Raw genomic sequence first — 25,303 nt, 5'->3', positions numbered from 1 at the left:
AGTTGTTTCTCAGAGCGGCGGAGCCGCCCAACGGATCGGAAAACAATCGTCAACAACTGTAAACAACCGTCAACCACCGTAAACGGATCCTACTTCAAGCCGAGCACGTCCTGCATGTCATACAGCCCTGCAGGCTTTCCATCCAGCCAGCGTGCGGCACGCACCGCGCCATTGGCAAAGGTGTCGCGGCTGCTGGCCTTGTGCGTCAGTTCCACGCGCTCGCCGACGTTCGCGAAGATCACCGTGTGATCACCCACGACATCACCGCCGCGCACCGCGTGCACGCCGATCTCACCTTTCGTGCGCGCACCAACATCGCCAAAGCGGCCATGACGGCAGTCGTTGTCATACTGTAGGTTACGCACATCCGCGAGGATCTCCACCAGCGTGCGGGCAGTGCCGCTGGGGCTGTCCTTCTTCAGGCGGTGATGCATCTCCACCACTTCGAGATCAAAGTCAGGGCCGAGCAGCTCGGCAGCCTTGCGGGTCAGCCAGAACAGCGTGTTCACGCCGACGCTGAAGTTCGAGGCAAACACGATCGGGATGCTCTTGGACGCATCCTTGATCGCCGCCAGCTCTTCATTCGTGTGACCAGTGGTGCCGATGACGAGTCCCTTCTTTTGCTTGAGCGCCTCCGCCAGCAGCTCGGTGGTGAAATGGTGAGAGGTGAAGTCGATCACGCAGTCAGACTTCGCGAGCGCATCCGGAAAGGAGTCGCCGAGATCGATAGAGGCACCGACATCGACACCCTGGGATTGGGCGGCGGCAAGCACAGCCTGACCCATGCGGCCTTTGCAGCCAGTGACGAGGAGTTTTGGGGAGGACATAAGAAGGGCCGCGAGGTTGGGACAGCGGCGGATGCTTTTCAACTGCGGAAACGAACTCTCGGAGACGCCCCCATGTAGAGGAACTCGTGAGAGTTCCTTCTTCGAAGGTCGCTTACACCCAAAACAAATGCCCGGCGGAACGAATCCCGCCGGGCATGCTGAGGTTTGGGGGTTTTGGGGGTCGGTGAATCAGTTCACCGAGATCTGTCGCGGAAGCGCCGCAGCTTTGACCGGCAGAGTCAGGGTGAGCACGCCGTCTTCCAGGCTGGCGCTGAGCTGGCCATCATCCACCGGGGTGTTCACCTTGAGGCGGAGCTGGTAGTTCAGGTTGGAAAGCTCCTGGTGGACCGGCTTCCAATCAGCCGGGGCCGGAGCGGAGCGCTCACCACGCACTGTGAGCACCTCGTCATGGTATTCCACCCTCACGCCAGCCTTCGGCACGCCAGGCATCTCCACACGGATGACAAAGGCGTCCTCCTTGCGGTCGATGTTAAAGCGCGGCTTTTGCAGGCTTTCCGTCGCGCCCACATTCGGGGCGGCGGCAGCGGCTTGAGTGGAGGCGCAGGCAGAGGAGGGGGAGCAGCAGGTATCGTTCATAGGATTCAAAAAGGTGAGTTGAGGGTAAAGAGGGGTTCAGTTGGGTGGATTAAAGAAGGGGGGTGATCAGGTCAGTCGGTTCAGTTCACGGTGATCTGCTTCGGCTTGGGCTGTTCCTGCTTCGGCAGGGTCACGGTGAGCACCCCGTCCTCGAGCTTCGCGCTGATGCCGTCCGCCTGGATGGTGTCCGGCAGGGAGATCGAGCGGCTGAGGGTCACGGTGGACTCGCTCTCGCTCGACTTCTCGGTGCGATCGGCAGCCACGGTGAGTACGCCTTCCTTCACCTCGACCTTCACGGCGTCCTTCTTCACGCCAGGAAGCTCAAAGCGGGCGTAATAGTTCGCCGCGTCCTCATGCACATCCACAGCGAGACGGCCCGTGAGGGCACTGGCGGTGGCAGGAAAGAAGTCCTCCAAAAGCTGGGCCACCGAGGGTAGACCAGCCAGCGGGTGGCGGGACCACGGACCAGCATTGGCGAAGGAACGGCCAAAGTTAAGGGCGGGGGTGGAACGAATGATTTTCATAGATGGAGTTAATGGGTTTTGTGTTGTCTTTCGGACGCCCTATTTCAGATGCAGTTCAGATGCCAACCTCGAAATTCAGAATATAACTCGTTGATAATGAATGTTATAATTCCAAGCAAAAGCTCCCAAAGCGTAAAGTATTGTGTATAATTGGCACTTGATGAGACGTTCAAGGCTCATCATAAAATGCCACTATGACATTTTAATCGTAACGACGAAATGGATGCCAAAATCATCTGGGCGGATGCCTGATCGCGGCCACAATCAGCCATGCTTGTTTCCGGCCAGTCCTATCGAACCATCTGGATGCCCGATGACGCCACCGTGCGCATCATCGACCAACGCCGCCTGCCCTGGAGCTTCGATCTCCTGGATCTCCGCACGGTGGCCGAGGTAGCCCACGCCATCCAGGACATGGCCGTGCGCGGTGCTGGCCTTATCGGTGCCACCGCCGGGTTTGGCATGGCCCTCGCCGCCCGTGAGTCCACCGATGAAGCACATTTGGCTAGGCTGGCTAGGTCTCTCATCGAAACCCGCCCCACCGCCGTGAACCTGAGCTGGGCCGTGAACCGTCAGCTCACCGCCATTCGCGAGGCAGGCTTCCCCAACCGCATCCGAACTGCCCGCGCAGAAGCCCAGCGCATCGCCGATGAAGATGCCGCCATGTGCGCCGCCATCGGCCAGCATGGTCTGGCCATCATCCAGGAGATCGCCGCGCGGAAACCCGGCCAAGTGGTGAACATCCTCACCCACTGCAATGCCGGCTGGCTGGCCTTTGTGGATCACGGCTCCGCCACCTCCCCCATCTACGCGGCCCATGCCGCAGGCATCCCCGTGCATGTCTGGGTGGATGAAACACGCCCGCGGAGTCAAGGCGCGCGCCTCACCGCCTGGGAGCTCGGCCAGCAGGGTGTGCCACACACCATCATCGCAGACAACACCGGCGGTCACCTCATGCAGCACGGCCTTGTGGATCTGGTCATCACTGGCGCGGACCGCGTGACCAGCCATGGCGATGCCGCGAATAAGATCGGCACCTACCTGAAAGCCCTCGCCGCGAAGGACAACGGCGTCCCCTTCTACATCGCACTGCCCACCTCCACGCTCGATCTCACCTTGGGAGATGGCGTGAAGGAGATCCCCATCGAGCAGCGCGGCGGCGATGAAGTCACGCATCTCGAAGGCATCGCCTCGGACGGCTCCGTGCAAACCGTGCGCATCGTGCCCGAAGGATCACGCGCCGTGAACTACGGCTTCGATGTCACCCCAGCCCGCTTGATCACAGGCTGGATCACCGAACGTGGCATCACCACGAACACGAATCAGCACCAGTCGCGCAGCGCCTCGATCTTCGCGTGAGCTGCCCCGCGATCGATCATCGACTCCGCCAGCGCCCTGCCTTCCGCCAAGCTCGGCGTCACGCCTGTGATCACAAACCCCGCCGCTGCATTCAGCACCGCGATGTCACGCTTCGGTCCCTTGTCGCGACCGCTCAGCACGTTTTCAATCGTTGCCGCATTCTGACTCGCATCACCACCCACCAGGTCTTCGATCTTCGCCGGAGCGAAACCGAGATCCTTCGCCGGATCCAGCAAGTCACTGGAGAGCTTGCCATCCTTCAATTGGCAAATCTGGTTAGGCCCGAGGGAGGACAGCTCGTCCATCCCGCCGCCGTTTTTCACCGTGCCATGCACCACCCAGGCACCCTTGCGGCCCAGCGTGAGCAGGATCTCTCCAAACGTGCGTGTCAGCGAGGGATCAAAGACCCCGATAAGCTGGAAGTCCGGCCGCGCCGGGTTCAGCAAGGGTCCCAGTAAATTGAAAATGCTGCGCTGCCCCTCAGCGGCCAGCATCTTGCGTGCTCCCGCCACGGCTTTAAAGGCGGGATGATACAGCGGCGCGAAAAAGAAACCGAGCCCGATCTCCTCCATGCCACGCGCCACGCGGTCCGTCGGCAGATCAATGCGGATGCCCAGCGCCTCCAGCACGTCAGCGCCACCGGCCTTGCTCGTCACACCACGGTTGCCATGCTTCGTCACGCACACACCGCCGGCAGCCAGGATGAACATCGCCGTCGTGGAGATGTTGAAGAGGTGCAGCTTGTCACCGCCCGTGCCCACCACATCCAGCATCGGGCCCGGCAGCTTCGCGCGGTCCAGCCCTGGATCGATGGCCAGTTTCAGGAACTCCTGCACAAAACTGGCGATCTCCGCCGGCGACTCGCCCTTACGCGCCAGAGCACGCAGCAGGCTGGCCTTCGTCTCGTCAGACTCATGCTCGTCCACCAGGAAGGCAGCAGCCTCCCGCACTTCACGTTCATTGAGTGCCTGGCCGTCCTGAAGAGTTTTGATGAGAAGCTGCATGGCCTCACTTTGGGGCATCAGGACCGTTTGGCAATATCCTACTACCGAACTTCCTGTCACGGGAGCCACCACAGCTCACTATCGCAGGAAAATGAGCTGAATCTAAATGACGAGTGGCCGACTCCCACCCACAGGTTCGCCTCTCCAACTTCGTCATTCGTTCATTCGGATTTCGTCATTCCCCATGTCCCCCATCCTCGGCATCGATCTCGGCACCACCAACTCCCTCGTAGGCGTGGTGGACAGTGGCTTTCCCATTCTGCTCGCGGATGAAGAGGGCAGCCGCCTCACGCCTTCCGCCGTGAACTACGCCCCGGATGGCAGCCTCATCATCGGTAGCGCCGCCTTGAGAAAGCGTGCCTTGGAGCCCAAGCGCACCGTCACCAGCGTGAAGCGCCTCATCGGCCGTCGCTCCGGAGAGGGCGACTGGCAGCCCGCCTACAATCTGCGCGAGCTCGGCACCTCTCCCATCCAGGTCTCCGCCGAGATCCTGAAGCGCCTCAAAGCCATCGCCGAGCGAGCGCTGGAGCAAAGCGTCGATCGCGCGGTGATCACCGTGCCCGCTTACTTCAATGATGCGCAGCGCAATGCCACGAAGCAGGCCGGTGAGCTCGCCGGACTCACGGTCGAGCGCATCGTTAGCGAGCCCACCGCCGCAGCCCTCGCCTATGGTTTGGACAAGCTGGACGAGCACCAAAAAATCGCCGTCTATGACCTCGGCGGCGGCACCTTTGACATCAGCGTGCTCGAGATGCGTGATGGCGTCTTCCAAGTGCTGAGCACCGCAGGCGACACCCAGCTCGGCGGTGATGACATCGACCGCGCAATCGTCAACTGGCTCGCCCAAAACGGCCCCGCAGAGATCCCTCTCGCCTCTCTCGAAGGCCAGGCCACACCTGCCGCCGAAGCCGCGAAGAAGCGCCTCTCCACCGAGGAAAGTACCCGCATCGAGCTGCCCTTCTACGATGGCAAAAACAGCCTCAGCGTTGAGCTCACCCGCGCTGAATTTGAAAAACTCATCCGTCCACTCATCGAGCGCACACGCGCTCACTGCCTGCGCGCCTTGAGTGATGCTGGCGTGAAGCCGGAAGAGCTTGATGCGGTCATCCTCGTCGGCGGCAGTACACGGATCCCGCTCGTGCGCCGTTATGTCGCCGAGGTCTTCGGACGCGAACCAGATGTTTCGCAAAATCCCGATGAAGCCGTGGCCCTCGGTGCCGTGATCCAGGCAGGCATTCTCAGCGGCTCGCTGAAAAACGTGCTGCTGCTGGACGTCACTCCACTCTCACTTGGCATCGAAACCTTTGGCGGCCTGATGAACATCATCATCCCGCGCAACACCACCATCCCCTGCAAGGCCGGCGAGATGTTCACGAACGCCGTCGCGAACCAGCAGGACATGCTCATCCGCGTGCTGCAGGGCGAGCGCGAGCTCGCGAAGGACAACTGGGAGTTAGGCCGAGTCGTCGTCCCCTTCCCTCCAGGTCCCAAAGGCAGCGCCAGAGTCGGCGTGCAGTTCGCCATCGATGCCAACGGCATCCTGCAGGTGCTGGCCCGTGACACCGCCACCAATACCGACACCCTCCTCGAGATCCAAAACACCGCCGTCGATGTCGATGACGAGCGCGTGGAGCAGATGATCGCCGAAAGTGTCGAGCATGCCTTCGAGGACATGAACGAGCGCGTCTGGACCGAAGCCCGGATGAAGGCCGAAGAGCTCCTCCCCGCCGTCGAAGCCGCGCTGGAGCAGTTCGGCGATGCCGTCAGCGCTGAAGAGCGCGCCACCATCGAAGCCGCCGCCGCCCAGGTCAAAGCCCTCCTCCACTCCCCCGACCACGACGCCCGCGCCCTCAAGTCCGCCAACCAGTCCCTCGACGACGCCACCCAGGAACTCGCCGTCCGCCTCGTCGAACGCGCCATGGAAGAGTCATTGGTTAGGCGCGGCTTGGTGTGACACACCCATCCGCTTACATTAGATCAAGCTTGCTTAGTGCAGCAATTCTCGCTTCTCGGTCGTGAAAGTAAAAATGGGCATCGATCGGATTCAGCCATCCATTCTTATCTTGAATGACATTGTTAGGGTGCAGATCAAAGACATCCACCTCTCCTAGCACTCCATCGTCAAAAATGAAGTTGCCTCCAAAAGATCTCGGAGCCGGATCACACAATTTGTGACGAGCCAGACCCGCTCGAAGTTCAGTCCAATCAGGATGAATTCCACTGATGTAGGGCTGGGTTGTGATAACCAGAAGCCTGTCTCCTTCCTGACAGAAGCCTTCAAGCTGGATGTCATCGTCAAAGTAGTGGTTCGAAAGCACCAGATCAGTCAGGTAGTCGAAAATTGACTCGGTGGCGAGCCGGCGAGCATCTGCCACTTTGAACACCCGCTTTTGATCCACCAAAAACGCGACACGATGTTCCTTGCCACCCTTCATCGGATTTGCCTCAAGCATCTCACGAACCGCCTCAGCCTTCATCCAGATACTCACACCATTGGCAAAGTTGCTCAAGGCACTGATTTCATCGTCAATTGATTCGCCCGCACCTCCTGCATGGTGACTTGCCCCTGCGTTTGCAAGGCTCTGCGCCGCGCATCGGAGAAGCTCTTGCGAACCGCCGAGATTGCGGTCGCTCTCAACGGGGGCGTCGGGCTCGGAACTGGAGGGGTGGGGTTCAATGCATGTAATAATGCGGCAAACGCCACCTCCTGTCAAAGCAGCATCATTTGGTATCCCCAGCCTCCCCATGCGTATTTTGCTCTCCTTGTGCAGCTCGGGTGACCATGCTAGGCAGCGGGGTGCCCCCCTCAACCGCCACCGTCCTCTACCCCTCCATTGCCGCCCTCGTCTACGCCTTCGCGGCGCTGGTGTTGAAGCGCTCGAGCAGCCTGGGGGTCGGCCTCTGGCGCACCACCTTTGTGGTGAATCTCATCGCGGCGGGCCTGTTCTCCTTCCTCTGGCTCCTGGGCGGACCGGAGGTGGAGCGCGAGCTGCTCTGGCAGCCGGGCGTGATCGCCCTGTGCCTCTTCGTCGGCCAGATCGCCCAATTCCTCGCCCTGGAAAAAGGGGACGTATCTGTGGCTGTGCCGGTGTTTGGATTGAAAGTCGTCATCGTCGCTTTCCTCACCCCCATCCTGGCCAAGGAAGCCGTGGGCATGAAGCTCTGGGCCGCCGCGCTGCTGAGTGTGGCGGGCATCACTTGCCTGAACCGCAAGGACGCCGGCAAGACTCCACGAGGTCTGCTCATCACCTTCGTCTCCGGCGGCATCGGCGCCATCGCCTTCGCCATCTTTGACGTGCTGGTGCAGATGTGGGGACCCACCTGGGGCGCGGGCCGCCTGCTGCCCTGCATCTTCTGGATCAATGCCATCCTTTCCTTCGGCCTCATCTTCCGCTTCTCCGCGCCTCTGAGCCAGGTGCCAAAGCAGGCCTGGAAATGGCTCACCAGCGGCGCGGCCCTGCTCAGTGTGCAGAGCATCATTTTTGTCGGCACCCTCGCGGTGTATGGAAAAGCCACCTCGTCAAACATTGTCTACGCCTCGCGCGGTCTGCTGAGTGTGGTGCTCGTCTGGATGATCGGCCACTGGTTTGCCAATCAGGAGCAGCACCTCGGCGCCTCCGTGCTGCGCTGGCGCATGATCGGCGCGGCCATGATGCTCAGCGCCATTGTGATGGTCGTCATTTAGCCTCGGGTGCCTTCTCAAACTCAATGGACTTCCACGCCCTGGACGTACAACCCCATTCCAATGGGGTTGTGTCCCGATTCACGAACGAGTTCGAACATAACTTACCGTGCCGAGTTCCGGCGACGCCGTCCCAGCAAGCATAGAGCTCCCGCAGCCAGCAACAGCGCCCGTGAAGGCTCCGGCACCACCGTGATCGAGATGGTGCCCAGCGTGTAAAACTGCGACATATCCCACGTCAGCCCGCCGCTGAGTTCTGGCAGGCTGAGTTCGCTGAACGTGGTCGTCGTGCTGCCGGTGAGAGTGCTCCAGTCGATCAACTTCCATTGATCACCCGCCGCCCATCCGCTCATGCTGCCACCACTGATGGTTAGCCTCGCGCCGGCATTCAGCGTCATCGTTCCGCCGATACGCAGCAGATCCGCGCTCGCGGCGATCCCAGTGTTGTCGCCCAGTCCCGCTCCGCTGATGAGATCAAAGGCCAGCTCACCACTGCCATCGATCACCAGCGCCCCCGTGCCACCCGTGAGGATGTCCATCGCCGTGGCCGTGCTCGGCAGTGCTCCGACACTCAAGGTGCCGATGACCATGACAGAGTTATCCAAAGCCGGCGCGATGCGCCCGCTGCCAGCGAGAGTTGCCCCCGTCATCACCATCACGCTGCCGCTCCCAGTCGCAGAGCCGCTCGCATTCGTGACCATGAGCACACCGCTGCTCACCGTCGTGCCACCGCTGTAAGTGTTGAGATTCGAACTGAGCTGCGTAGTGCCTCCAGTCGGATTCGCGACCACCACGCTGCCCGCGCCCGTAATGTTCTGCGAGATCATCAGCGTGTCACTGCGGTTCGTTTTCAAAATCGCCCCGCTGCTGATGGCGATGCCGCCTGACCCCACATTCCCCGCCGAACCACCATTGCCGAGTTGAAGCGTGCCATTGCTCACTGTGGTGCCGCCCGTGTAGGTGCTGTTGCCCGTGAGGGCCCAGTTCCCTGTGCCTGCCTTGTCCAGACTGACCACACTGGTGCCCGTCTCGCCGATGCTTACCATCTCATTCGCGCCGGTGTTCGTGCCACTGAGCCGGAGCGTGCGCGCAAGGGTCGTGTTGCCTTCCACCTTGAAGGCCGAGGTGAACTTCAGTGAGCCGGTGCCGTTGTTCTCCACCACACCGGTCAGGCTCGGCATCGTCACACCATCAGTGAAGAGCTTGATCGCACGATCCGTCGCCGCATCCGTCGAGCCCACATAACGCAGTGTGGACACCACGACCGCGGTGGAGCTCGTGTCATGCATCACAATGTCCGGTGAAAGCGTGCCCGTGCCGATGGAACTCGCCACTCCTGCATTGGCGAGCACAGTCGCCTCGATCGTGGCACGTCCGAGGTTCGTGCGGCCTGCATACGTGTTGTTCCCGCCCATCAGCGTGGTGCCGCCGGAGTATGCTTCGAAACTCAGGTTGTTCTCATTCGTGCCCGCGCCGCCGATCATCAACTCACGCAGATCCGTGGTCAGGCCGCTCTGCAGCCCGATGGTGTAGAGACCGCTGCCACCACCCACCAGCGAGTTCCCCCGGCCGAGCACATACAAGCCTGCGAATGACTCCGCACCCGCTGTGGCCCCGTTTCCAAAGGAGATCTTCGTGCTCGTCGTGGCCGAACCAAAAAAGAGCGTCGGATCCGCGCTTCCATTGAATGGATTCGATCCCACAAAGTTCAGCGCACCTTCCGTGGCACGGATCTGCACGCTGGTCGTGGAAACGGTGCCCGCAAAGTTCATCGTGCCTGCGCCTGTCTTGGTAAAGGCCGTCGCATTGGACAGCGTCACAGTCGGGGCAATGGTCAAGGTGCCCGTCCCATGATGATGCACCGTGAAGTCCGCCAGCGTGCTGCTGGAGAGGGTGCGGATTGTGCCGGTGTTGCTCTGGATCATCACATCACCCGTGACATTCGAGGTGACCAGGATGCCACCGCTTGTGTTGGTCAGGTTGCCGCTCAGGCTCAGCGTGGTTCCGCCGGTGGCATTGAAGCGCACGGAGTTGGTGGTGATAACCCCCTGGCTCACCGCGCCCCCTGCCACATCCACATTCGTATTGGCGGCAAAGGTCGTGCTGTAGCTGCCATCCAGCAGGCCCGTGATGGCGCCCGCTGTGTTCATGGTGCCGGTTGTTCCATTGTTAGTGAGGGCAATCGCCGTCCCGCCTTCCGTCGCAGCGAGCTGAAAATTACTGCCCGTGGCATTCACTACATAGTAGCCGACACCCGCCGTGAGTCCCGCAGGTGCGGTGCCGCTGAAGCTGACCTGCTGGCCGTTGGAATACCCCGCCAGCGTGATGGTGTCGCCCGTGTCCGCCCAGGCCACATTGGCGCTCTGCGTGGCCGCGGAGGTGGCCCAGGTCGTCTGCCCCACTGTCATGCCACCATTGAGGATGCTATTGGTATTGAGCGACGTCGTCGTGATGCTGCCCGTCGCTGGCAATGTAAGCACCAACGCGCTTCCAGAACTGGCAGCCCGTGTGATCGGGCCCAGCGCGAGATTCACCGAGCCACCTGCGCCAGATGTCGCGGTGATGGCGCTGCGTCCAGCCGCCAGTGTGGTGCTGGCAAAGTTCTGTACGTTCGCTGTTCCAGCCTTGCCGCTGATCAGCAGCGTGCCACCGCCCAGGCTGCTGCCGCCTTGGGAAAGCGTGCCACCGCCCATGGTCAGGTTGTTCGTTCCCAGGATGAGTCCGTTGGAGACCGAGGCGCTCGCATAGTCCAGGTTCAGCGTGCCACCGCGCACGTTCACCAGGCTGGCCGTCGGCGCAGTGGTGTTCGGTGTGAAGGTGCTGGCCGTGCGGAGGTTCAGCGTGCCGCTCTCGATTTTCGCAATGCCCGTGATGAAGGTCCCCGCCGTGGTGCCGTTGGTGATCACGCCCGTCACGTTGATGGTGCCTGCTCCGCCAAACAAGCCCGTGCGAGTGCCCGAGGCAGTGGCTGCGCTGCGGATCGTGCCGCTCAGCGTCAGAGTAGTGTCCGCATCCGCGGAAACACGCGGCCCCGCCGTATCCAGACCAATGCCGACAATTCCACTGAGCGTGTTGTTGCCGGAGATGTTTCGGATCGCGCCCGAACCGTTGAGACTGTTCACCCCATTGATGCCGCTGCCGTTAAAGGTCACCGCATTCGCCACCGTGATGCCGCCGCTCAACTCCAGTGCAGCTCCCGTGGTCACATCATTCACCGTGATGAGAGAGGTGCTGCCCAGACCATTCCCGCTGGTCATGCGCACGATGCCCCCATTGATCGTCGTGGCGCCCGTCAGTGCCGTGCCGCCATCACCGCTCACCGTCAGCATGCCCGTGCCTTCCTTCGTCACCGTGCCGCTGCTGGTGTTCAGCCGGCTGCCGAGCACGATGTTGCCGCTGCCGCTGAAAATCAGGTTCTGCGTGCCGGTCACAATGTTGGTTGCCGCGCTGGTGCTGTGACTCAGTGTCAGCGTGCCCGCATCGGAATGAAAGCGCACTGGCGCGAGGGCGGTGATGGTGTTCGTCCAGCTGTTGTTCCCCGCGATATTGCGGATCGCACCCGTGTTTGATACCCCGCTGCCAGCCAGGCTGATCGCACGATTCGCCACAATGCCACCACCAAGCTGAACCGCGGCGCCTTCCATCACCACCACGGTCCCAGTCGTCCCAAAAGCTGCGGCATTCTTAATCTCCACGCTGCCAGACAGAACCTGCGTGCCGCCGGTATACGTGTTTATGCCGCTCAGCGCCACTTTGGAACCCGTGTTACCATTGATGAAAAGCGTCACCGCACCCGTTCCATTATTCGCGATCACCGAGTTCACCGTCATCGTGGAACTGTTGGAACCATTCGTGAGGAATAGCTGTCCCGCCGTGCTGTTGCCAGGCCCGCCCGAGGTCAGCGTGCCCGCGGATCCTGGAACCCCGATCGTGAGGTTGCGTGAGTCAGAAGTCATCAGCACACCGCCGACTGAGGTCGTGCCGGTGGAGCCCAGCCTCAGCGTCTGTCCGGCCAGATCCACGGTTCGATCATACCCTTGATCGTTCATGGTCAGCGTGGCCAGGTTCGTGGTGCCCGCAGCCACGGTCACATTGCCCGTCGAACCATCCGCGACTTCCAGGTAACTCGCCGCCGAGTATCCAGCGTGGGTGGAAATCGTCGTGCCCGTCGCGTGCATCAGATCAGAGCTGAAGGCACCCACCACACCGGAAGTCACACGCGCCCAGGTCATCGCTCCAGCTGCCGTTTTGTAAGTCGCCCAAGGTCCTAGAAACCCATCCGCCTGTGTGGTGGAAATCGTGCCAGAGGCAGGTGCCACAAAGGCTAGCGTGGTCATCGTGCCCGTGCGTGTGATCGTGCCCAGGTTCAGATTCATCTGGCCTCCCGCACCTGAGGTCAGGCTGATGACCGCTGTGCCATTCGTGGTGGTGGAGGACTGGTTCAGCGTCAGGTTGCCAAAGCTCTGCGTGTTCGTGGCGCCCGCCTTGCCCGTGAGCTGCAGCACGGTGGAGGAGTTGTTGCCACCGATCATGTTCAGTGCGGCTGCCGTGCCCGCCCCATTGTAAAGAATGTTATCCGTCGGAGCGCCCGCCGCGCTGAAGTCGAGGATGGTCACGCCACCCGCGAAGGCTCCGGCGCGGCCCAGGGTGGTCGTGCCTGTGTAAGTGTTCGCCGCTTGAAAACTCAGCGTCCCCTGGCCGCTTCCCGTGGCGAAGCGTGTGAAGCCGAAACCACCGCTGACCACACCCGAGATGACAGTGTTCGTCACCCCACCTGTGTTTGTCTGGATCCCGGCGTCCGCCGTCAGCGTGATGGCATTCGCGATGGTGATTCCGCTCGTGTCCACGCGCAGAGCTCCATACTGGCCGCCGCCGCCCGTGCCCGCGATGCTCATGGGAATGTTGTAAGTGCCCGCCGTGACCAGCGAAAAACAACTGTCCGTCTCCACCACGATATTCGACATCGCTGCAAAAGTGCCGGGAGCCCCACTGCGGAAGAAGAGGCCGCCTCCGGTGCCTTTGAGCGTCAACGTGCCTGTCAGCCCGGGGTTGGCCACCATGTCAAAGCGCATGAATTGCTGCGCCGTGCTGCCGGCCGCCTTTTGAAAGGTGAGGCCGTTTCCCGTCACCACCAGGCTGCTGGCGAAGGTGATGAAATTGCTGCCCGTGCTGGTCAGATCTCCCACGGTGACAGTGGAGTTTGCCGCAAAGTTCAGCGTGCCTGAGGAGCCTGCGATGGTGTACTGCTGCCCCGAGGTGAGTGGCGATGCGGTGAAGGGCATGAAGACCATGCCTCCGACATTTGCGGTGTTGCTGGTGATGGTCACCGTGTTCGGGCTCACCAGGGCCGAGGGCGTGGTGGCACCCATCTGCGCGATCACGGAACCGCTGTTGTCCCAGCTCACGTTGCTGGATCCGTTATACCATTGGTTAGTCCCAAACCACTGTCCTGACCCGTTCAACTGGCCGGCACCCGTGTTGTTTGCATCCCAGACGAGCTGGGCATGCAGCAACGGCGCGGAGAGCGTCAGGCATGAGGCGAAAACGAGGCGATGGATCAGGGCGCGACGGCACGCGGCCGCGATGAGGCAGTTCGAGGACATGATTGGGGGGCAAGTCGTGTCCGTCGAGAGGTGGTCCTCAGGCACTGAAATCCTCCGCCACGAGGGCAAAGGTCACGGTTTCCAGCACGCAAGGCTCAACAGATGGGGCGATGTGACCTCCTGTGTATGCACAAGCCATGCCAGCCTTGAGCCACGATCACTTCAAAGCCGCCTCAGCATCGCTGCTGAGCGCTTTTGTATCACTTGAGCGTTTACTTTCTCATCGGTCTACATGCCAGGCACGCTCAGTGGCTGCCCGTTGTCCTTTGGGTCGAGCTTGATCAGAAAGGGCACCGCTCGCTTCGCCCACGCCGTGGCATCCGGAAAGCCCGCCGCTTCAGCGCCAAAGCAACTGCGCAGCATGTCGGTATCGATGATCCCTGGATTGAGCGGGATGATCGCCACCTTGCCACCTGTCTCTTGCGCAGCCGCCTGGGAAAGACCCTCGATAGCATATTTGGTTGCGCAGTAAGGCGCCACTTCAGGTGCCGTGCAGCGTCCCCAGCCCGAGGAGAAATTCACCATCACACCACTGCCGCGCTTCAGCATCACCGGCAGCAGATGCCGCATCACATTCGCCGGCCCTTTGATGTTGATGTCGATCACACGGTCAAACTCCTCGGCGCTCACCTGCCATGCCGGGGCATTCTTGTTCACAATCGCCGCATTGTTCAGCACCAAGTCCGGCACACCGCAATGCTTGACCACCTTTTCACCAAAGGCAGCCACCTGGGCATCATCACGCACATCACAGGTCCCGAAATAATTGGGGGCGGCATGCTCAGCCTGCAAGGCGGCGATCAGTGCGGCATCACGGCCACAACCAGCCACCGTCCAGCCACGGGAAGTGAACTCAGAGACCATGGCGCGGCCGAGACCACGTGTGCAGCCAGTGATGAGGACGATTTTAGAAGGTGTCATGGTTTTTATTAGGCAACAGGAACGTGCCCTTCGATGGCCCAGATTCGAGAAAAGAAAAGCGCCCGGCTTTTCATTCGTGGTCGTAAATCCCGCTACCCAAAACCAACCACCCCCGATTATGATGAGTGCTCCCATGACCACCGTTCAGTCCTCGGCCGACAGCCGCCAGTTCCCGAAATTCGATCTCTATCGTCTGCTACATACCGTTTTTCAGCCCACCTTTGGCTGTAAGATTTGCATCCTCATCGATCTTCCTGATCTGAGCGAGGCCAAGGGCCTGGCTTTCCTGAACAATCCGGCCCGTGCCATCCAGCAGCGTGCCCGCCAGTATTTCTATGAAGGCCTGAAGAATGGGGTGATGGACGAGCTCGCCCTCAAAGGCGGCGAAATGTATGCCTATGTGCAGACCGGCGGCAGCAATCTGGACCTGCCAGATGAGTGTGTGGACATGGAGGGCAAGCGCCTCAGCCTCGAGAAGGACATTTATCCGAACTACGACATCATCCTGGCCATCACCACCTTCTCCGCCACCGCTCCGCTGACCGCTTTTGCGAAGCAGTACGGCTTCCGCGGGGCCACGCTGCATGGCGTGAATGAGATCATCCTCAACAGCGGTCTCGCCGTCGACTATGATGAAGTCAGCCGCGATGCTGAAAAGCTCCGTCTCGCGATGACCAAGGCCGACTCCGTGGAGATTGATTTCGGTCTCGAGAATGGTGAAGTGCTCACCGCGAAGCTTGAGCTCAGCGGCCAGGAGGCGCAGAAGTCTCACGGCCTCTGTCGTGGAACGACTCCAGATGTGGCGAACCTGCCTGCCGGTGAGGTCTACTTCGTTCCCACCAGCGCGGAAGGTTTCTTCCCCATGAAGTATGAAGACGGCACGCTCGGCAAACTCACCGTCACCGAAGGCCGCATCATCAAGAGTGAGCTCATCGAGGGCAATCAGGCCACGATCGACACTCACAATGCTCGTCTGCTGGATGACCCCATGACGGGCGTGCTCGGTGAGCTCGGCTTCGGCACCCAGGTGCTGCCCGTCTCTGGCTCTGACATCCAGGATGAAAAGGTGCTCGGCACCTGCCATCTCGCCACTGGTCGCGATGACCATCTCGGCGGTCACATCACGCCAGCCCAGTTCAAGCGGCATCAAAACGCCACGCATGATGACATCCTCTTCGCGCCACACAAGACACCGAACTTTGACATCAAGCAGGTCCGCATGACCCGCGGCACCCAGAAAGAGATCCTCATCGAGCACTTCCAGCCCGCCAAATACCTCCTCGACGCCCTCGCTGCCAAGTGAGTTTATACATCACAACCTATCTTTAGTTAGGCCAAAAGATTCAAGGGTAGAAAGATTTTCTGGAAATCTTTCTACCCTTAATTTTTCTACCAAAATCTAAGCCTGAGTCTGCGACGGCCTCTACTTTTCCTTTGTCTCCCCACGCCCAACTCGCCATTCTCCGCGCATGAAACGCAACCGCCTCGGCCGCACTGGCATCGTCGTCACGGACATCTGCATGGGCACGATGACCTTTGGTCTTCAGTCTGATGAGAAGACTTCTTTTGCCATCATGGACCGCGCCATCGAGGCAGGCATCGACTTCTTCGACACCGCCGAGATGTATCCTGTGCCGCCAAGCGCCGAGCTCTTTGGCGTGACAGAGCAGATCGTCGGCAAGTGGCTCAAAGGCCGCACACGGGGTGAGCTCATCATCGCCAGCAAGGTCACCGGTCCGGGTCATGGCTGGTTCCGCCCACCCATCCGCGGCGGCTTCACTGCTCTTGACAGGAAGCAGATCTTCCAAGCCTGTGAAGACAGCCTCCGTCGTCTGCAGACGGATTACATCGACCTCTACCAGACTCACTGGCCTGATCACGGCATGGAGCAGGCGGAGACACTCGGCGCGCTCACCGACCTCATCCATCAAGGCAAGATCCGCGCCTGGGGGAGCAGCAACGAAACGAGCTGGGGCGTGATGAAAAACCTCTGGGAAGCCGAGAAGCATGGCCTGGCCCGCATGGCCTCCGTGCAGAATAATTTCTCCCTCATCAACCGCCGCTGCGAAAACGAGCTCGCGCAGGTCTGCCGCAAAGAAAACGTCAGCCTTCTGCCTTACTCACCGCTCGGCGGCGGCGTGCTCACCGGCAAATACAACGGTGGCGCATTGCCCAAAGGTGCACGTTTCACCGACTACATCCAGAACGGCGGCCCGCGCCAGAAACGCATGGCCAACCGCTTCGTGAATGAGCGCACACTCGAGACCACCGCCCGTCTGCAAACGATCGCCGCCAGCCTTGGCGTCAGCGTCACCGCGCTCGCACTCGCCTGGAGTCGTCAGCACGACTTCGTGGCCTCCACCATCGTCGGTGCCACCACCGTCGCGCAGTTTGAAGAGAGCCTGAAAGCCGCCGACCTCATCCTCACCGAAGACACCCTCGCCCGCATCAACGAGATCGACGAAGCCATCCCGAATCCCATGACCGAAGACGGCCTGCGCCGCCTCTGACGTAGTCCGCGAGAGGACTCGCAGACTACTTCCCGGCCTCCGCCTTCGGCTGAAACAGCTCATCCGCTACTTTCTGCCCAGATTCCTCCACCGGCGGATTCAGCGTCAAAATATACCCCACCACATTCTTCATCATTTGTTCGTCCTCGATGAAGAGCGTGGCCATGTTCACCATCTTGGCGCCCTTCTCATCGCCCTTCATCGAGCCGCGATGCAGCCCCTTGAATTTTTTCAACTGCGCCACCAGATACCAGCCCTGCCTGCCCACGAGCGGCGGGCTGCCAAAGAGCATCTCACCGCTGGCGTTGTAGCGATGGCACTCCATGCAGCGCTCGTAAAAAAGCTGCTGTCCGCGCTGCACGTCCGCTCCGGCGATCTCGCGCTCCTTCGGCGGCACCAGAGCCAGGCTTTCCACATGCTTCGCCACCGCCTCAATCTGCTCAGACGTCAGCACCTTGGCGATGGAGGCCATCAGCGCTCCCTGCGGGTCTGCCGCCGTGTTAAAGCCGCGCTTGCCATCGTGAAAATTCTGGAGCTGCGTCTTCACATACCAAGCCGGCTCATTGGCGATGGAGGGCGACTTCACCTCGATCTTGCCCTCCCCTTTTTCGCCATGGCAGTTCGCGCAGACGTTTTTAAACAAGATCGTCCCCTGCTCGTCAGCGATGACGGGCTGGGCCAGAAGGGCGAGCAGAAGGAAAACGGATTGGAGACGCACGGAGCCTGGTTTCAACGCGCCAATCTCGCGGTCTTTGGCGGCAGAACAAGAGCCGCGCACTAAAGGACAAGCGTAGATTTGCCCTTCCCCTCAGGCTTTTCCTCGCCTTTGGTGGGCTTCGATGCCCTCCCTGTCCATTGATGTCGCGAATGTCACCGTTGCCTACCCGAACGGCCACACCGCCTTGCGCGACGCATCGTTTCATTTGCATCAGGGAGTCATCGCCGCTCTCGTGGGGATCAATGGCAGCGGCAAAAGCACGCTCTTCAAGTCCCTGATGGGCTTTGTGAAGCCCGTCGCGGGCACCATCAGCATCGCCGGAAACACGGTGGAGCAGGCGCGCAAGCTCAAGCTCGTGGCCTACGTGCCGCAGAGTGAGGAAGTGGACTGGACCTTCCCCGTCAGCGTCTGGGACGTGGTGATGATGGGCCGCTACGGCCACATGAACTTCCTCCGCATCGCCAGTGCTGAAGACAAGCGCATCGTGAATGAAAGCCTTGCCCGCGTGGGCATGACTGATTTCAGAGACCGCCAGATCGGCGAGCTTTCCGGCGGACAAAAGAAGCGCGTCTTCCTGGCCCGAGCCCTGGCCCAGAACGGCCAGATCATCCTGCTCGATGAACCCTTCACCGGCGTGGATGTGACCACGGAGGAAGCCATCATCGCCCTGCTGCGCTCCCTGCGTGATGAAGGCCGCATCATCCTCGTTTCCACACACAATCTCGGCAGCGTGCCGGAGTTCTGTGACCACGTGGTGCTCGTGAACCGCACCGTGCTGGCCGCAGGCCCGCTGGAGGAAGTCTTCACCGAGGACAATCTCAACCGTGCCTTCGGCGGTGTGCTGCGCCAGTTCCATTTCGAGCAGAGCACCATCCAGGATCACGATGGCAAGACCGTCAAACTCGTCACGGATGATGAGCGCCCGCTCGTCTTCGGCAAAGGTGGTCACCTCGAATACAAGGACCGTCAGGGCCGCGAAGATCTCGTCGAGAAGCGGCAGAAGGAGGCTGGGGAATGACCGACCTCCTCATCCCTTTCGAATACGCCTACATGGTGAAAGCCATCCTGGTGAGCGGCCTCATCGGCGGCGTCTGCGCCTTCCTCTCCTGCTTCATCACACTGAAAGGCTGGTCACTCATGGGAGATGCGCTTTCCCATGCCGTGGTGCCGGGTGTGTCACTGGCATGGCTGGTGGGACTGCCCTTCTCCGTCGGTGCTTTCATCGCGGGTGTCATGGCGGCGCTGACCATGGGCTGGTTGAAGAAGAAATCCGGCCTGCGTGAAGATGCCGTGATCGGCATTGTGTTCACCAGTTGGTTCGCGCTCGGGCTGCTGCTGCTCTCCCTCTATCCGAGCAATCTGAATCTCCGCACCATCATCTTCGGCAACATCCTCGCCATCAGTGATCCGGACATCCTGCAGGTGCTCATCATCTCCGGTGTGTCCATCCTGGTGCTGGTGATGAAGTGGCGTGACCTGCTCCTGTATTGCTTTGATGAGGTCCACGCGCGCAGCCTCGGTCTGAACACGGGCTTCCTGCATCTCCTGCTGCTCTCCCTGCTCGCCGCCACGGCCGTGGCTGCCCTGCAAACCGTCGGCGCCTGTCTCGTCGTGGCCATGCTCGTCACTCCCGGCGCCACCGCCTATCTGCTGACAGATCGCTTTGGCAAGATGCTCGTCATCGCCACCATCACCGGCGCGGCCTGCGGATTGATCGGCGCCTACATCAGCTACTACATCAATGGCAGCACGGGCGGCTGCATCGTGGTGCTGCAGACCTTCGTCTTCCTCGTCGCGCTTGTCTTTGCGCCAAAGCACGGCCTGCTCAACACGCGCCGTCAGCGCCGGCTCGCCGCTCTTCCCCAGACGTCATGAACTGGCTCGACCCCCTCCGCTATTCCTTCATGACTGAGGCGCTGATGGTCAGCGCCCTGGTGGGAACCGTGTGCGCGGTGTTCTCCTGCTACCTCGTGCTGAAAGGCTGGTCGCTCATGGGCGATGCCATCTCTCACGCGGTGCTGCCAGGCGTGGTCGTGGCCTATCTCGTCGGCATCCCGCTGCCTGTGGGGGCCTTCGCCGCAGGCCTGCTCTGCGCCACCGCCACCGGCTGGATCAAGGCCAGCACCCGCATCAAGGAGGACACCGTCATGGGCATCGTCTTCACCGGCATGTTCGCCTTTGGTCTCGTGCTTTTCACCAAGGTGGAAACGGATGCGCATCTCAGCCACATCCTCTTTGGAAACATCCTCGGCATCGAGCGTGATGACCTCATCCAGACCGTCATCGCAGCCGTCGTCACATTGGGCATCGTCCTCGCCATGCGGAAGGACCTGATGCTCTTCTGCTTCGATACCGCGCATGCCCGCGCCATCGGCCTGAACACGACCATGCTGCACTACGTGCTCCTGGCCCTGCTCAGCGGCACCATCGTCGCCTCCATGCAGGCCGTGGGCATCATCCTCGTCGTGGCCATGCTCGTCACCCCCGGCTGCACCGCCCGCCTGCTGACGGACCGTTTCGACCGCATGCTCATCCTCGCCACCGCCTCCTCCGTGATCGCGAGCTGCCTGGGCGTCTACGTCAGCTTTTTCGTCAATGGCGCCACTGGTGCCTGCATTGTCCTTGCCCAGGCCCTCCTCTTCGCCGCCGCCTTCCTCTGGCACCAGCGCAGGCGCAGCCGATTCTCGGTCTGAACATACAACCCCATTCCAATGGGGTTTCACCGCGATATCTCCCAGAATCCCCCCCTGCGAGCCAAGCTGATTCTGACATGAATCCGCCCTTGCCTCCGGCCCTTCTGCGGTCATAGCCTACGCCTCTCCCGGCTACCTGCCCATGCCCCCCGAACACGAAGCCTTGCTCATCATCACCCGCCGCCAGTTCCCTCAGTTGGAGGGCGTGGACTGCTGTGTGGAGGCCATTCTCAAAGGCGGCTCCGACCGCCACTATTACCGTTTCGAGTGGGCTGGTGAAAAGCACCCGCCGATGGTGCTCATGGTCTACACCCTGGCACGCCGGGACAATCCCAAGTTCGTCCCCGCCACCCGCCGCCTCGCCGCCCTTGGCGTGAATGTGCCGGCCATCTACGCTTTTGATGAGCAGCGCCTCTTCGTCTGGCTCCAGGATCTGGGGCGCGATGACCTGCATGCGCATCGTGATGATCCCTGGGACCAGCGCCGCCCGCTCTATGAAGCCACGCTGCGTGAAGCCGCCAAGATTCACGATGTCACGGCGGACAAGCTCAGCCTCGCTGACATCAACGGCATGGAGCCTGCCTTCAGTGAAGGCATGTACGAGTGGGAGCAGAACTACTTCATCGAGCATTTTGTGCGCGGTCACCTCAGCCGCGAGGTCGATGAAGACAGCGAGGCTACTGTTGCTCTCGCAAAGCTGCGCAAGCGTCTCTCCGAGCTGCCCCGCTGCCTTGTACATCGTGACTTCCAGAGTCAAAACGTCATCATGCGCAGTGGTGAAGCCTGGCTCGTGGACTACCAGGGTCTGCGTCCTGGACTTGCCGAGTATGACCTCGCTTCCCTTCTCTTTGATCCCTATGTGGTGCTCAGCCGCAGCGAGCGTCATGACCTGCTCAGCTTCTATGCTGAGCTGCGCGGCCTGAATCTTCCGGAACTGCGAGAAGTCTTCTTCCTCTGCGCCGCACAGCGTCTCATGCAGGCTCTCGGCGCTTATGCAAATCTGTATCGCAACCAGGGCAAGACGCACTTCGAGCAGCACATCCCCGCCGGTGTGCGTAATCTCACCACGGTCTGTGAAGAGGCCGAGGACCTCGCTCCGCTGCTGCCGCTTTTCACCTGAGCCTGATGATGCATGCCTTCCTGCCTGCTGAAGGTTGCGCGGACTACCTCGCGGACGAGCTGACACGCGCCGGTGCGCAGGTTTCACGGGATGGGCGTCACGCCTTCGTGCTCGCGGACATCCTGCCAGCACCACCGCTGCTCGCCTTCGCACGCCAGACCTTGCCTGAGGCTCATGAAGTCACCGCGGCCTCCATCAATGGTTGGGCAGATGCGTTGATCGAGGCCCTGCTGATCAACCTCGGCGATGATGATCCCTGGCATCTGCATCTCTGGCCGCAGTATGGCGAAGGCCGTGCCGGTTATCACCGTTGCGAGCTCATCCACACCGCCTTCACCGAGCGTCTGAAGAAGCGCCGTCGTGTGCGCTTGAAGCAGGAGCGCAGCTCTCTGGATGCCAGCACAGCCCTGCTGCAAGCCGCGCTCACCGCGCCTGATGCGGGCTTCGTCTCTCTCACGAAAGCAGACCAGCGCCACGAACTGCGTGCCATCGTCTCGGACTTCATCGCAGGCGAGATCCCTCATGCGGAGGATAAAGCCGCGCCTTCGCGTGCCTTTGCCAAGGTCATCGAGTCAGAACTTCGGTTAGGCCAGCGCATCGAGCGTGACCAGACCTGCGTGGATCTCGGCGCCGCTCCAGGAAGCTGGACCTATGTGGCCATCCAGCGCGGCGCTCATGCCATCGCCGTGGATCGCTCACCTTTGCGTGACGACCTCATGCGTCATCCGAAGCTGCACTTTCTTCAGGTTGATGCCTTCAAGTTCAAGCCTGAGCAGCCTGTCGACTGGCTCATTTGCGATATCATCGCCGCGCCTCAGCGCAGCATTGATCTGCTGCTCGAATGGTTGCGTGAGCGCCAGATGCGCCGTTTCATCGTCACCATCAAATTCAAGGGTGCGGATGAATACGCGCTGCTCGACCAGCTCAAGGGCGAGGTCCCGCCCCTCTGTTCCGACTTCCGCCTCACCCGCCTCTGCGCGAACAAAAACGAAGTCTGCGCTTTTGGTTCGGCATCTGCCTGAAAGGCGCAACGAAAGCGCGATTCTTCCATCAGCGATAGATTTTGCGCAGCGCGGGAGACAGCCTGTGCTGCTGCGGGTTTCGCAGATCCACGGTCACCGTGCCCGACCACTGATCATGCCAGCCGGAGTCACCGCTGCCTAAAAATGAAAAGGGCTCAAAGGGCACCAACCTCGACAGCGTGCGTCCCAGGATTGTCCCAAACCCAGGTTTCGAGCCGTCCGGCTTCACCACCTTGGTTCCGGTGATCCACTTGCCTGGAGTCCTGCCGAACAAAGTTTCAAAAAAGGGGTAGTAGATCAGCATCAGCACCGCGCTCAGGACCCAGTCAGTCAGTCGGTTGTCCTCAGCCAGCAGATCCACACCGGTGTTCCATCCCAGGCCTTCGAGGAAACCTATCACCGCGCCGACGCCCAACCCAAACACAATGACGCCCACGTGATCAATGAGGTAATTCAAGAACCGCTTTCCTTTGCCTGCCGGAGCAAAGAGCTCCATGTCCACCCGCGCCGCAACGGCCTCCCTCACCAAGGTCTTCGGTGGAGCATAGGGATTGGAATCTTCCGGCGGTGGAAGGCTGGTCTGGGACTCGTTTCCCATGGGCTTCAGCATGCCAGTCCTGTGGTCGACACCACAAGCTCAATCTTTCCGCTGCGGTCTCGTCACGATGATGCTCGTGCGCTCGGCATTCCCCAGATAGCCGAAACCAAAGTCCACCGGCTGCACGGGATACACTCCGCTCAGGTAGGCTCTCATCAGATCCGGCTGCTGCTGGGAGAAGATGCTGAGCGTGCCCCGGTAGTTCCCATAAAGGGAGATGCTCAGAGGCGCGCGGGCAAGCGCACGCCAGGGCACGCCGGAAGGATCCTGCACCAAACCGCTGGTGCGGTGGACGAGGTAGTCGCGGATCGTCGAGAAGCTGTCCTGATGCATGAGGTAGGAGGCGCTCTTCACCAAGGCTGGTGGATAACCATGCTTGGCCACAAAGGTCAGGAAGGGGCCGTTCGGCCGTGTGCCGCTATTGGAGAGATCCTGACGAAAGTAGAACAGCCTTTTCCAGCCGGTCAGGCCATTGTGGAAGCGGATCATCAGCCCGGGAGCGGAACCGCTGGAGGCACTGGACAGCACCACATTCCCGGTGCCGTCGATGCGCACAATGTCCACGCTGTCCACCGTGGCTCCCGTGCGGGCGAGAAAGGTCAGCAGCACCGGCAGCACCCCGCGAAAACGGCTCGCCTGCAGGTCACGGCGCATGTCTGTGGTGATGAAGTAACCCGTCTGCATGACACTGCTCAGCGCTGTGCGCAGGCTGTTCAGGCCGGAGGCGATCTCCCCTTGAGACAGGCTTTGCAGATCAGGCAGCGGCTCCGCCGGCTCAAGACCGCAGAGGATGTAGGTCTCCGCCTGCGGGAACAGCTCATGCGCGAACAAATAGTCTGGTCCGCTGAAGGGATAAAACAGCGCGCGATGCCCCTGAAGGTCCCCGATCTCGCGCGATGCCCAGGCCCGCACCCGCTGCCCGCGCGCGTAGTCGTGCCGGGACCACAGCGCCCCCATCTGCTGCTGATGGTAGGGCGATGCCGAATCATCCAAGCCCGCAAACATGCGCGCCACACCATTGATGGAGGAGGACTGCGAGGAGAGTCCCAGCTGCCAGGCACCTGCATAGAGACTGCCGCCATTCGTGGACTGCGCACGCAGCACCGTAGTGCCTCCAGCCCCCTGCGGCGCCATCTCGGGCGGCAATCGACAATTGGTTAGCCCGGCCGCCAGCATCAAAAGCGCGGTGATACGGAACCAGCAGAACGGGAGAGTCTTCATGGCGTGAACGAACACCCGCAGTACCGATGAAGCAGACGATGCGTCAACGGGTGCATTCCGGCCTAAATCACTTCATTCTCAAATTCGCCTATCACGAATGAAGCAGACAAGGCCCGGGAGATCTGGCATGAATGCATCATGCCAGGCCTCATTCCTCCCAGCCTTGTGGTGCTTTCCGGTGCCGGCCTTTCGGCGGAATCCGGCGTGGCCACCTTTCGTGGCGCGGATGGTTTGTGGGAAGGGCACCGCATCGAGGAGGTCGCCACCCCCGAAGCCTTCAAGCATCAGCCACAGCTGGTGCATCGCTTCTACAACCTGCGCCGTGCCGGCTTGAAAACGGTGCTTCCGAATGCGGCTCATGAAGCCCTGGTGAAGCTGGAGCGCGAATGGCCGGGCGCCTTTCTGCACGTCACTCAAAACGTGGATGACCTCAATGAGCGCGCCGGTGCCCAAAAACTCCTGCACATGCATGGCGAGCTGAAAAAGGTTCGGTGCCTCTGGTGCCGCGCCGTGCTTCCCTGGGAGGATAGTCTCGAGACCACCACCGCCTGCCCCGAATGCGCGAAGACAGGCAAACTCCGCCCTGACATCGTCTGGTTCACCGAGATGCCGTATTACATCGATGAGATCATGCGTGCTTTGCAGACGGTGAATGTCTTCCTTTGCATCGGCACCAGCGGTGTCGTGTATCCGGCCGCGGGTTTTGCCCGTCTCGCCGCCGACTACGGCTGCCAGCGCATGATTGAGGTGAATCTCGAGCCCACCAGCATCAGTGACAACTTCACCGAGCAGCGTCATGGCCCGGCCACGGTGGAGGTGCCAAAGCTCGTGGATGAACTGCTGGCCGAGCTTTCCTCAGGAAAAGTGTGAAACACCTTCCCGCTCGATGCGCATGACCAGGCAG

Annotated in this window: 21 protein-coding genes; 11 read left to right on the top strand and 10 right to left on the bottom strand. The window is 61.0% G+C overall.

The features are described from left to right. Positions 1–89: 89 nt before the first annotated feature. The 3 genes from dapB to BGE01nite_RS03975 all read right to left on the bottom strand — a co-directional run bounded on the left by dapB (position 90) and on the right by BGE01nite_RS03975 (position 1,948). Positions 90–827 carry a 4-hydroxy-tetrahydrodipicolinate reductase gene (dapB, locus tag BGE01nite_RS03985; RefSeq protein WP_146848974.1) on the bottom strand — a complete coding sequence of 246 codons (738 nt, stop codon included), beginning with the start codon at positions 825–827 and terminating at the stop codon, positions 90–92. A 189-nt stretch (positions 828–1,016) separates the two neighbouring features. Further along, positions 1,017–1,424, bottom strand: a complete 408-nt coding sequence (locus BGE01nite_RS03980; RefSeq protein ID WP_146848973.1) for an Hsp20/alpha crystallin family protein — start codon at positions 1,422–1,424, stop codon at positions 1,017–1,019. An 80-nt stretch (positions 1,425–1,504) separates the two neighbouring features. Then, the gene (locus tag BGE01nite_RS03975; RefSeq protein ID WP_146848972.1) at positions 1,505–1,948 is read right to left on the bottom strand and encodes an Hsp20/alpha crystallin family protein; all 444 of its coding nucleotides are present in this window, start codon (positions 1,946–1,948) and stop codon (positions 1,505–1,507) included. Between the two features lie 270 nt (positions 1,949–2,218). Between BGE01nite_RS03975 and mtnA the strand changes: the two genes are divergently transcribed. Beyond that, complete coding sequence (gene mtnA / locus BGE01nite_RS03970; protein ID WP_146848971.1) at positions 2,219–3,307, top strand: S-methyl-5-thioribose-1-phosphate isomerase; 1,089 nt, start codon at positions 2,219–2,221, stop codon at positions 3,305–3,307. On the opposite strand, the gene trpD is transcribed toward mtnA, so the two are convergent. Then, on the bottom strand, positions 3,271–4,311 hold the full coding sequence (gene trpD / locus BGE01nite_RS03965) for an anthranilate phosphoribosyltransferase (RefSeq protein WP_146848970.1): 1,041 nt from the start codon (positions 4,309–4,311) through the stop codon (positions 3,271–3,273). The genes mtnA and trpD overlap by 37 nt on opposite strands. Positions 4,312–4,495: 184 nt before the next feature. On the opposite strand from trpD, the gene BGE01nite_RS03960 reads away from it, so the two are divergent. Further along, positions 4,496–6,265: an Hsp70 family protein gene (locus tag BGE01nite_RS03960; protein WP_146848969.1), complete on the top strand. Its 1,770-nt coding sequence runs from the start codon at positions 4,496–4,498 to the stop codon at positions 6,263–6,265. 13 nt (positions 6,266–6,278) lie between these two features. Here BGE01nite_RS03960 and BGE01nite_RS03955 read toward each other — a convergent pair whose 3' ends face one another. Next, entirely contained in the window at positions 6,279–6,821 is a 543-nt protein-coding gene (locus BGE01nite_RS03955) for a putative polyvalent protein kinase domain-containing protein (protein ID WP_146848968.1), read from the bottom strand. Between the two features lie 287 nt (positions 6,822–7,108). Between BGE01nite_RS03955 and BGE01nite_RS03950 the strand changes: the two genes are divergently transcribed. Further along, positions 7,109–7,996 (top strand): DMT family transporter, encoded by an 888-nt coding sequence (locus BGE01nite_RS03950; RefSeq protein WP_170266573.1) that lies wholly within the window; start codon positions 7,109–7,111, stop codon positions 7,994–7,996. A gap of 101 nt (positions 7,997–8,097) precedes the next feature. Here BGE01nite_RS03950 and BGE01nite_RS03945 read toward each other — a convergent pair whose 3' ends face one another. Further along, complete coding sequence (locus BGE01nite_RS03945; protein ID WP_146848966.1) at positions 8,098–13,596, bottom strand: beta strand repeat-containing protein; 5,499 nt, start codon at positions 13,594–13,596, stop codon at positions 8,098–8,100. 228 nt (positions 13,597–13,824) lie between these two features. Next, complete coding sequence (locus BGE01nite_RS03940; protein ID WP_146848965.1) at positions 13,825–14,517, bottom strand: SDR family oxidoreductase; 693 nt, start codon at positions 14,515–14,517, stop codon at positions 13,825–13,827. Between the two features lie 133 nt (positions 14,518–14,650). Here BGE01nite_RS03940 and BGE01nite_RS03935 point away from each other — a divergent pair, with 133 nt between their 5' ends. Further along, entirely contained in the window at positions 14,651–15,820 is a 1,170-nt protein-coding gene (locus BGE01nite_RS03935; protein WP_246145661.1) for a M29 family metallopeptidase, read from the top strand. A 166-nt stretch (positions 15,821–15,986) separates the two neighbouring features. Continuing rightward, positions 15,987–17,027, top strand: a complete 1,041-nt coding sequence (locus BGE01nite_RS03930) for an aldo/keto reductase (protein ID WP_146848963.1) — start codon at positions 15,987–15,989, stop codon at positions 17,025–17,027. 25 nt (positions 17,028–17,052) lie between these two features. Here the strand turns inward: BGE01nite_RS03930 and BGE01nite_RS03925 are convergent, their stop codons facing one another. Then, positions 17,053–17,745, bottom strand: coding sequence for a c-type cytochrome (locus BGE01nite_RS03925; RefSeq protein WP_146848962.1), 693 nt, complete (start codon positions 17,743–17,745; stop codon positions 17,053–17,055). 121 nt (positions 17,746–17,866) lie between these two features. On the opposite strand from BGE01nite_RS03925, the gene BGE01nite_RS03920 reads away from it, so the two are divergent. The 5 genes from BGE01nite_RS03920 (at position 17,867) to BGE01nite_RS03900 (ending at position 22,580) form a co-directional block, all read left to right on the top strand. Continuing rightward, positions 17,867–18,763: a manganese/iron ABC transporter ATP-binding protein gene (locus tag BGE01nite_RS03920; protein WP_146848961.1), complete on the top strand. Its 897-nt coding sequence runs from the start codon at positions 17,867–17,869 to the stop codon at positions 18,761–18,763. Further along, positions 18,760–19,620: a metal ABC transporter permease gene (locus BGE01nite_RS03915; RefSeq protein ID WP_146848960.1), complete on the top strand. Its 861-nt coding sequence runs from the start codon at positions 18,760–18,762 to the stop codon at positions 19,618–19,620. Before BGE01nite_RS03920 ends, BGE01nite_RS03915 begins: the two co-directional genes overlap by 4 nt. Further along, entirely contained in the window at positions 19,617–20,438 is an 822-nt protein-coding gene (locus BGE01nite_RS03910) for a metal ABC transporter permease (protein ID WP_146848959.1), read from the top strand. The genes BGE01nite_RS03915 and BGE01nite_RS03910 overlap by 4 nt, the downstream gene beginning before the upstream one ends. 142 nt (positions 20,439–20,580) lie before the next feature. Continuing rightward, positions 20,581–21,558, top strand: a complete 978-nt coding sequence (locus BGE01nite_RS03905) for an aminoglycoside phosphotransferase family protein (RefSeq protein WP_146848958.1) — start codon at positions 20,581–20,583, stop codon at positions 21,556–21,558. A gap of 5 nt (positions 21,559–21,563) precedes the next feature. Next, positions 21,564–22,580: an SAM-dependent methyltransferase gene (locus BGE01nite_RS03900; RefSeq protein ID WP_146848957.1), complete on the top strand. Its 1,017-nt coding sequence runs from the start codon at positions 21,564–21,566 to the stop codon at positions 22,578–22,580. A 28-nt stretch (positions 22,581–22,608) separates the two neighbouring features. Here the strand turns inward: BGE01nite_RS03900 and BGE01nite_RS03895 are convergent, their stop codons facing one another. Continuing rightward, positions 22,609–23,190 (bottom strand): RDD family protein, encoded by a 582-nt coding sequence (locus BGE01nite_RS03895; protein ID WP_146848956.1) that lies wholly within the window; start codon positions 23,188–23,190, stop codon positions 22,609–22,611. A 27-nt stretch (positions 23,191–23,217) separates the two neighbouring features. Next, entirely contained in the window at positions 23,218–24,399 is a 1,182-nt protein-coding gene (locus BGE01nite_RS03890) for a hypothetical protein (protein ID WP_146848955.1), read from the bottom strand. Between the two features lie 138 nt (positions 24,400–24,537). On the opposite strand from BGE01nite_RS03890, the gene BGE01nite_RS03885 reads away from it, so the two are divergent. Then, complete coding sequence (locus tag BGE01nite_RS03885; protein WP_146848954.1) at positions 24,538–25,269, top strand: NAD-dependent deacylase; 732 nt, start codon at positions 24,538–24,540, stop codon at positions 25,267–25,269. Positions 25,270–25,303 lie beyond the last annotated feature (34 nt).

Origin of the sequence: Prosthecobacter gellanilyticus (assembly GCF_007992435.1) — a bacterium.
Taxonomy (GTDB): Bacteria; Verrucomicrobiota; Verrucomicrobiia; order Verrucomicrobiales; family Verrucomicrobiaceae; genus Prosthecobacter; species Prosthecobacter gellanilyticus.
This window is presented reverse-complemented; position numbering and strand designations above follow the sequence as displayed.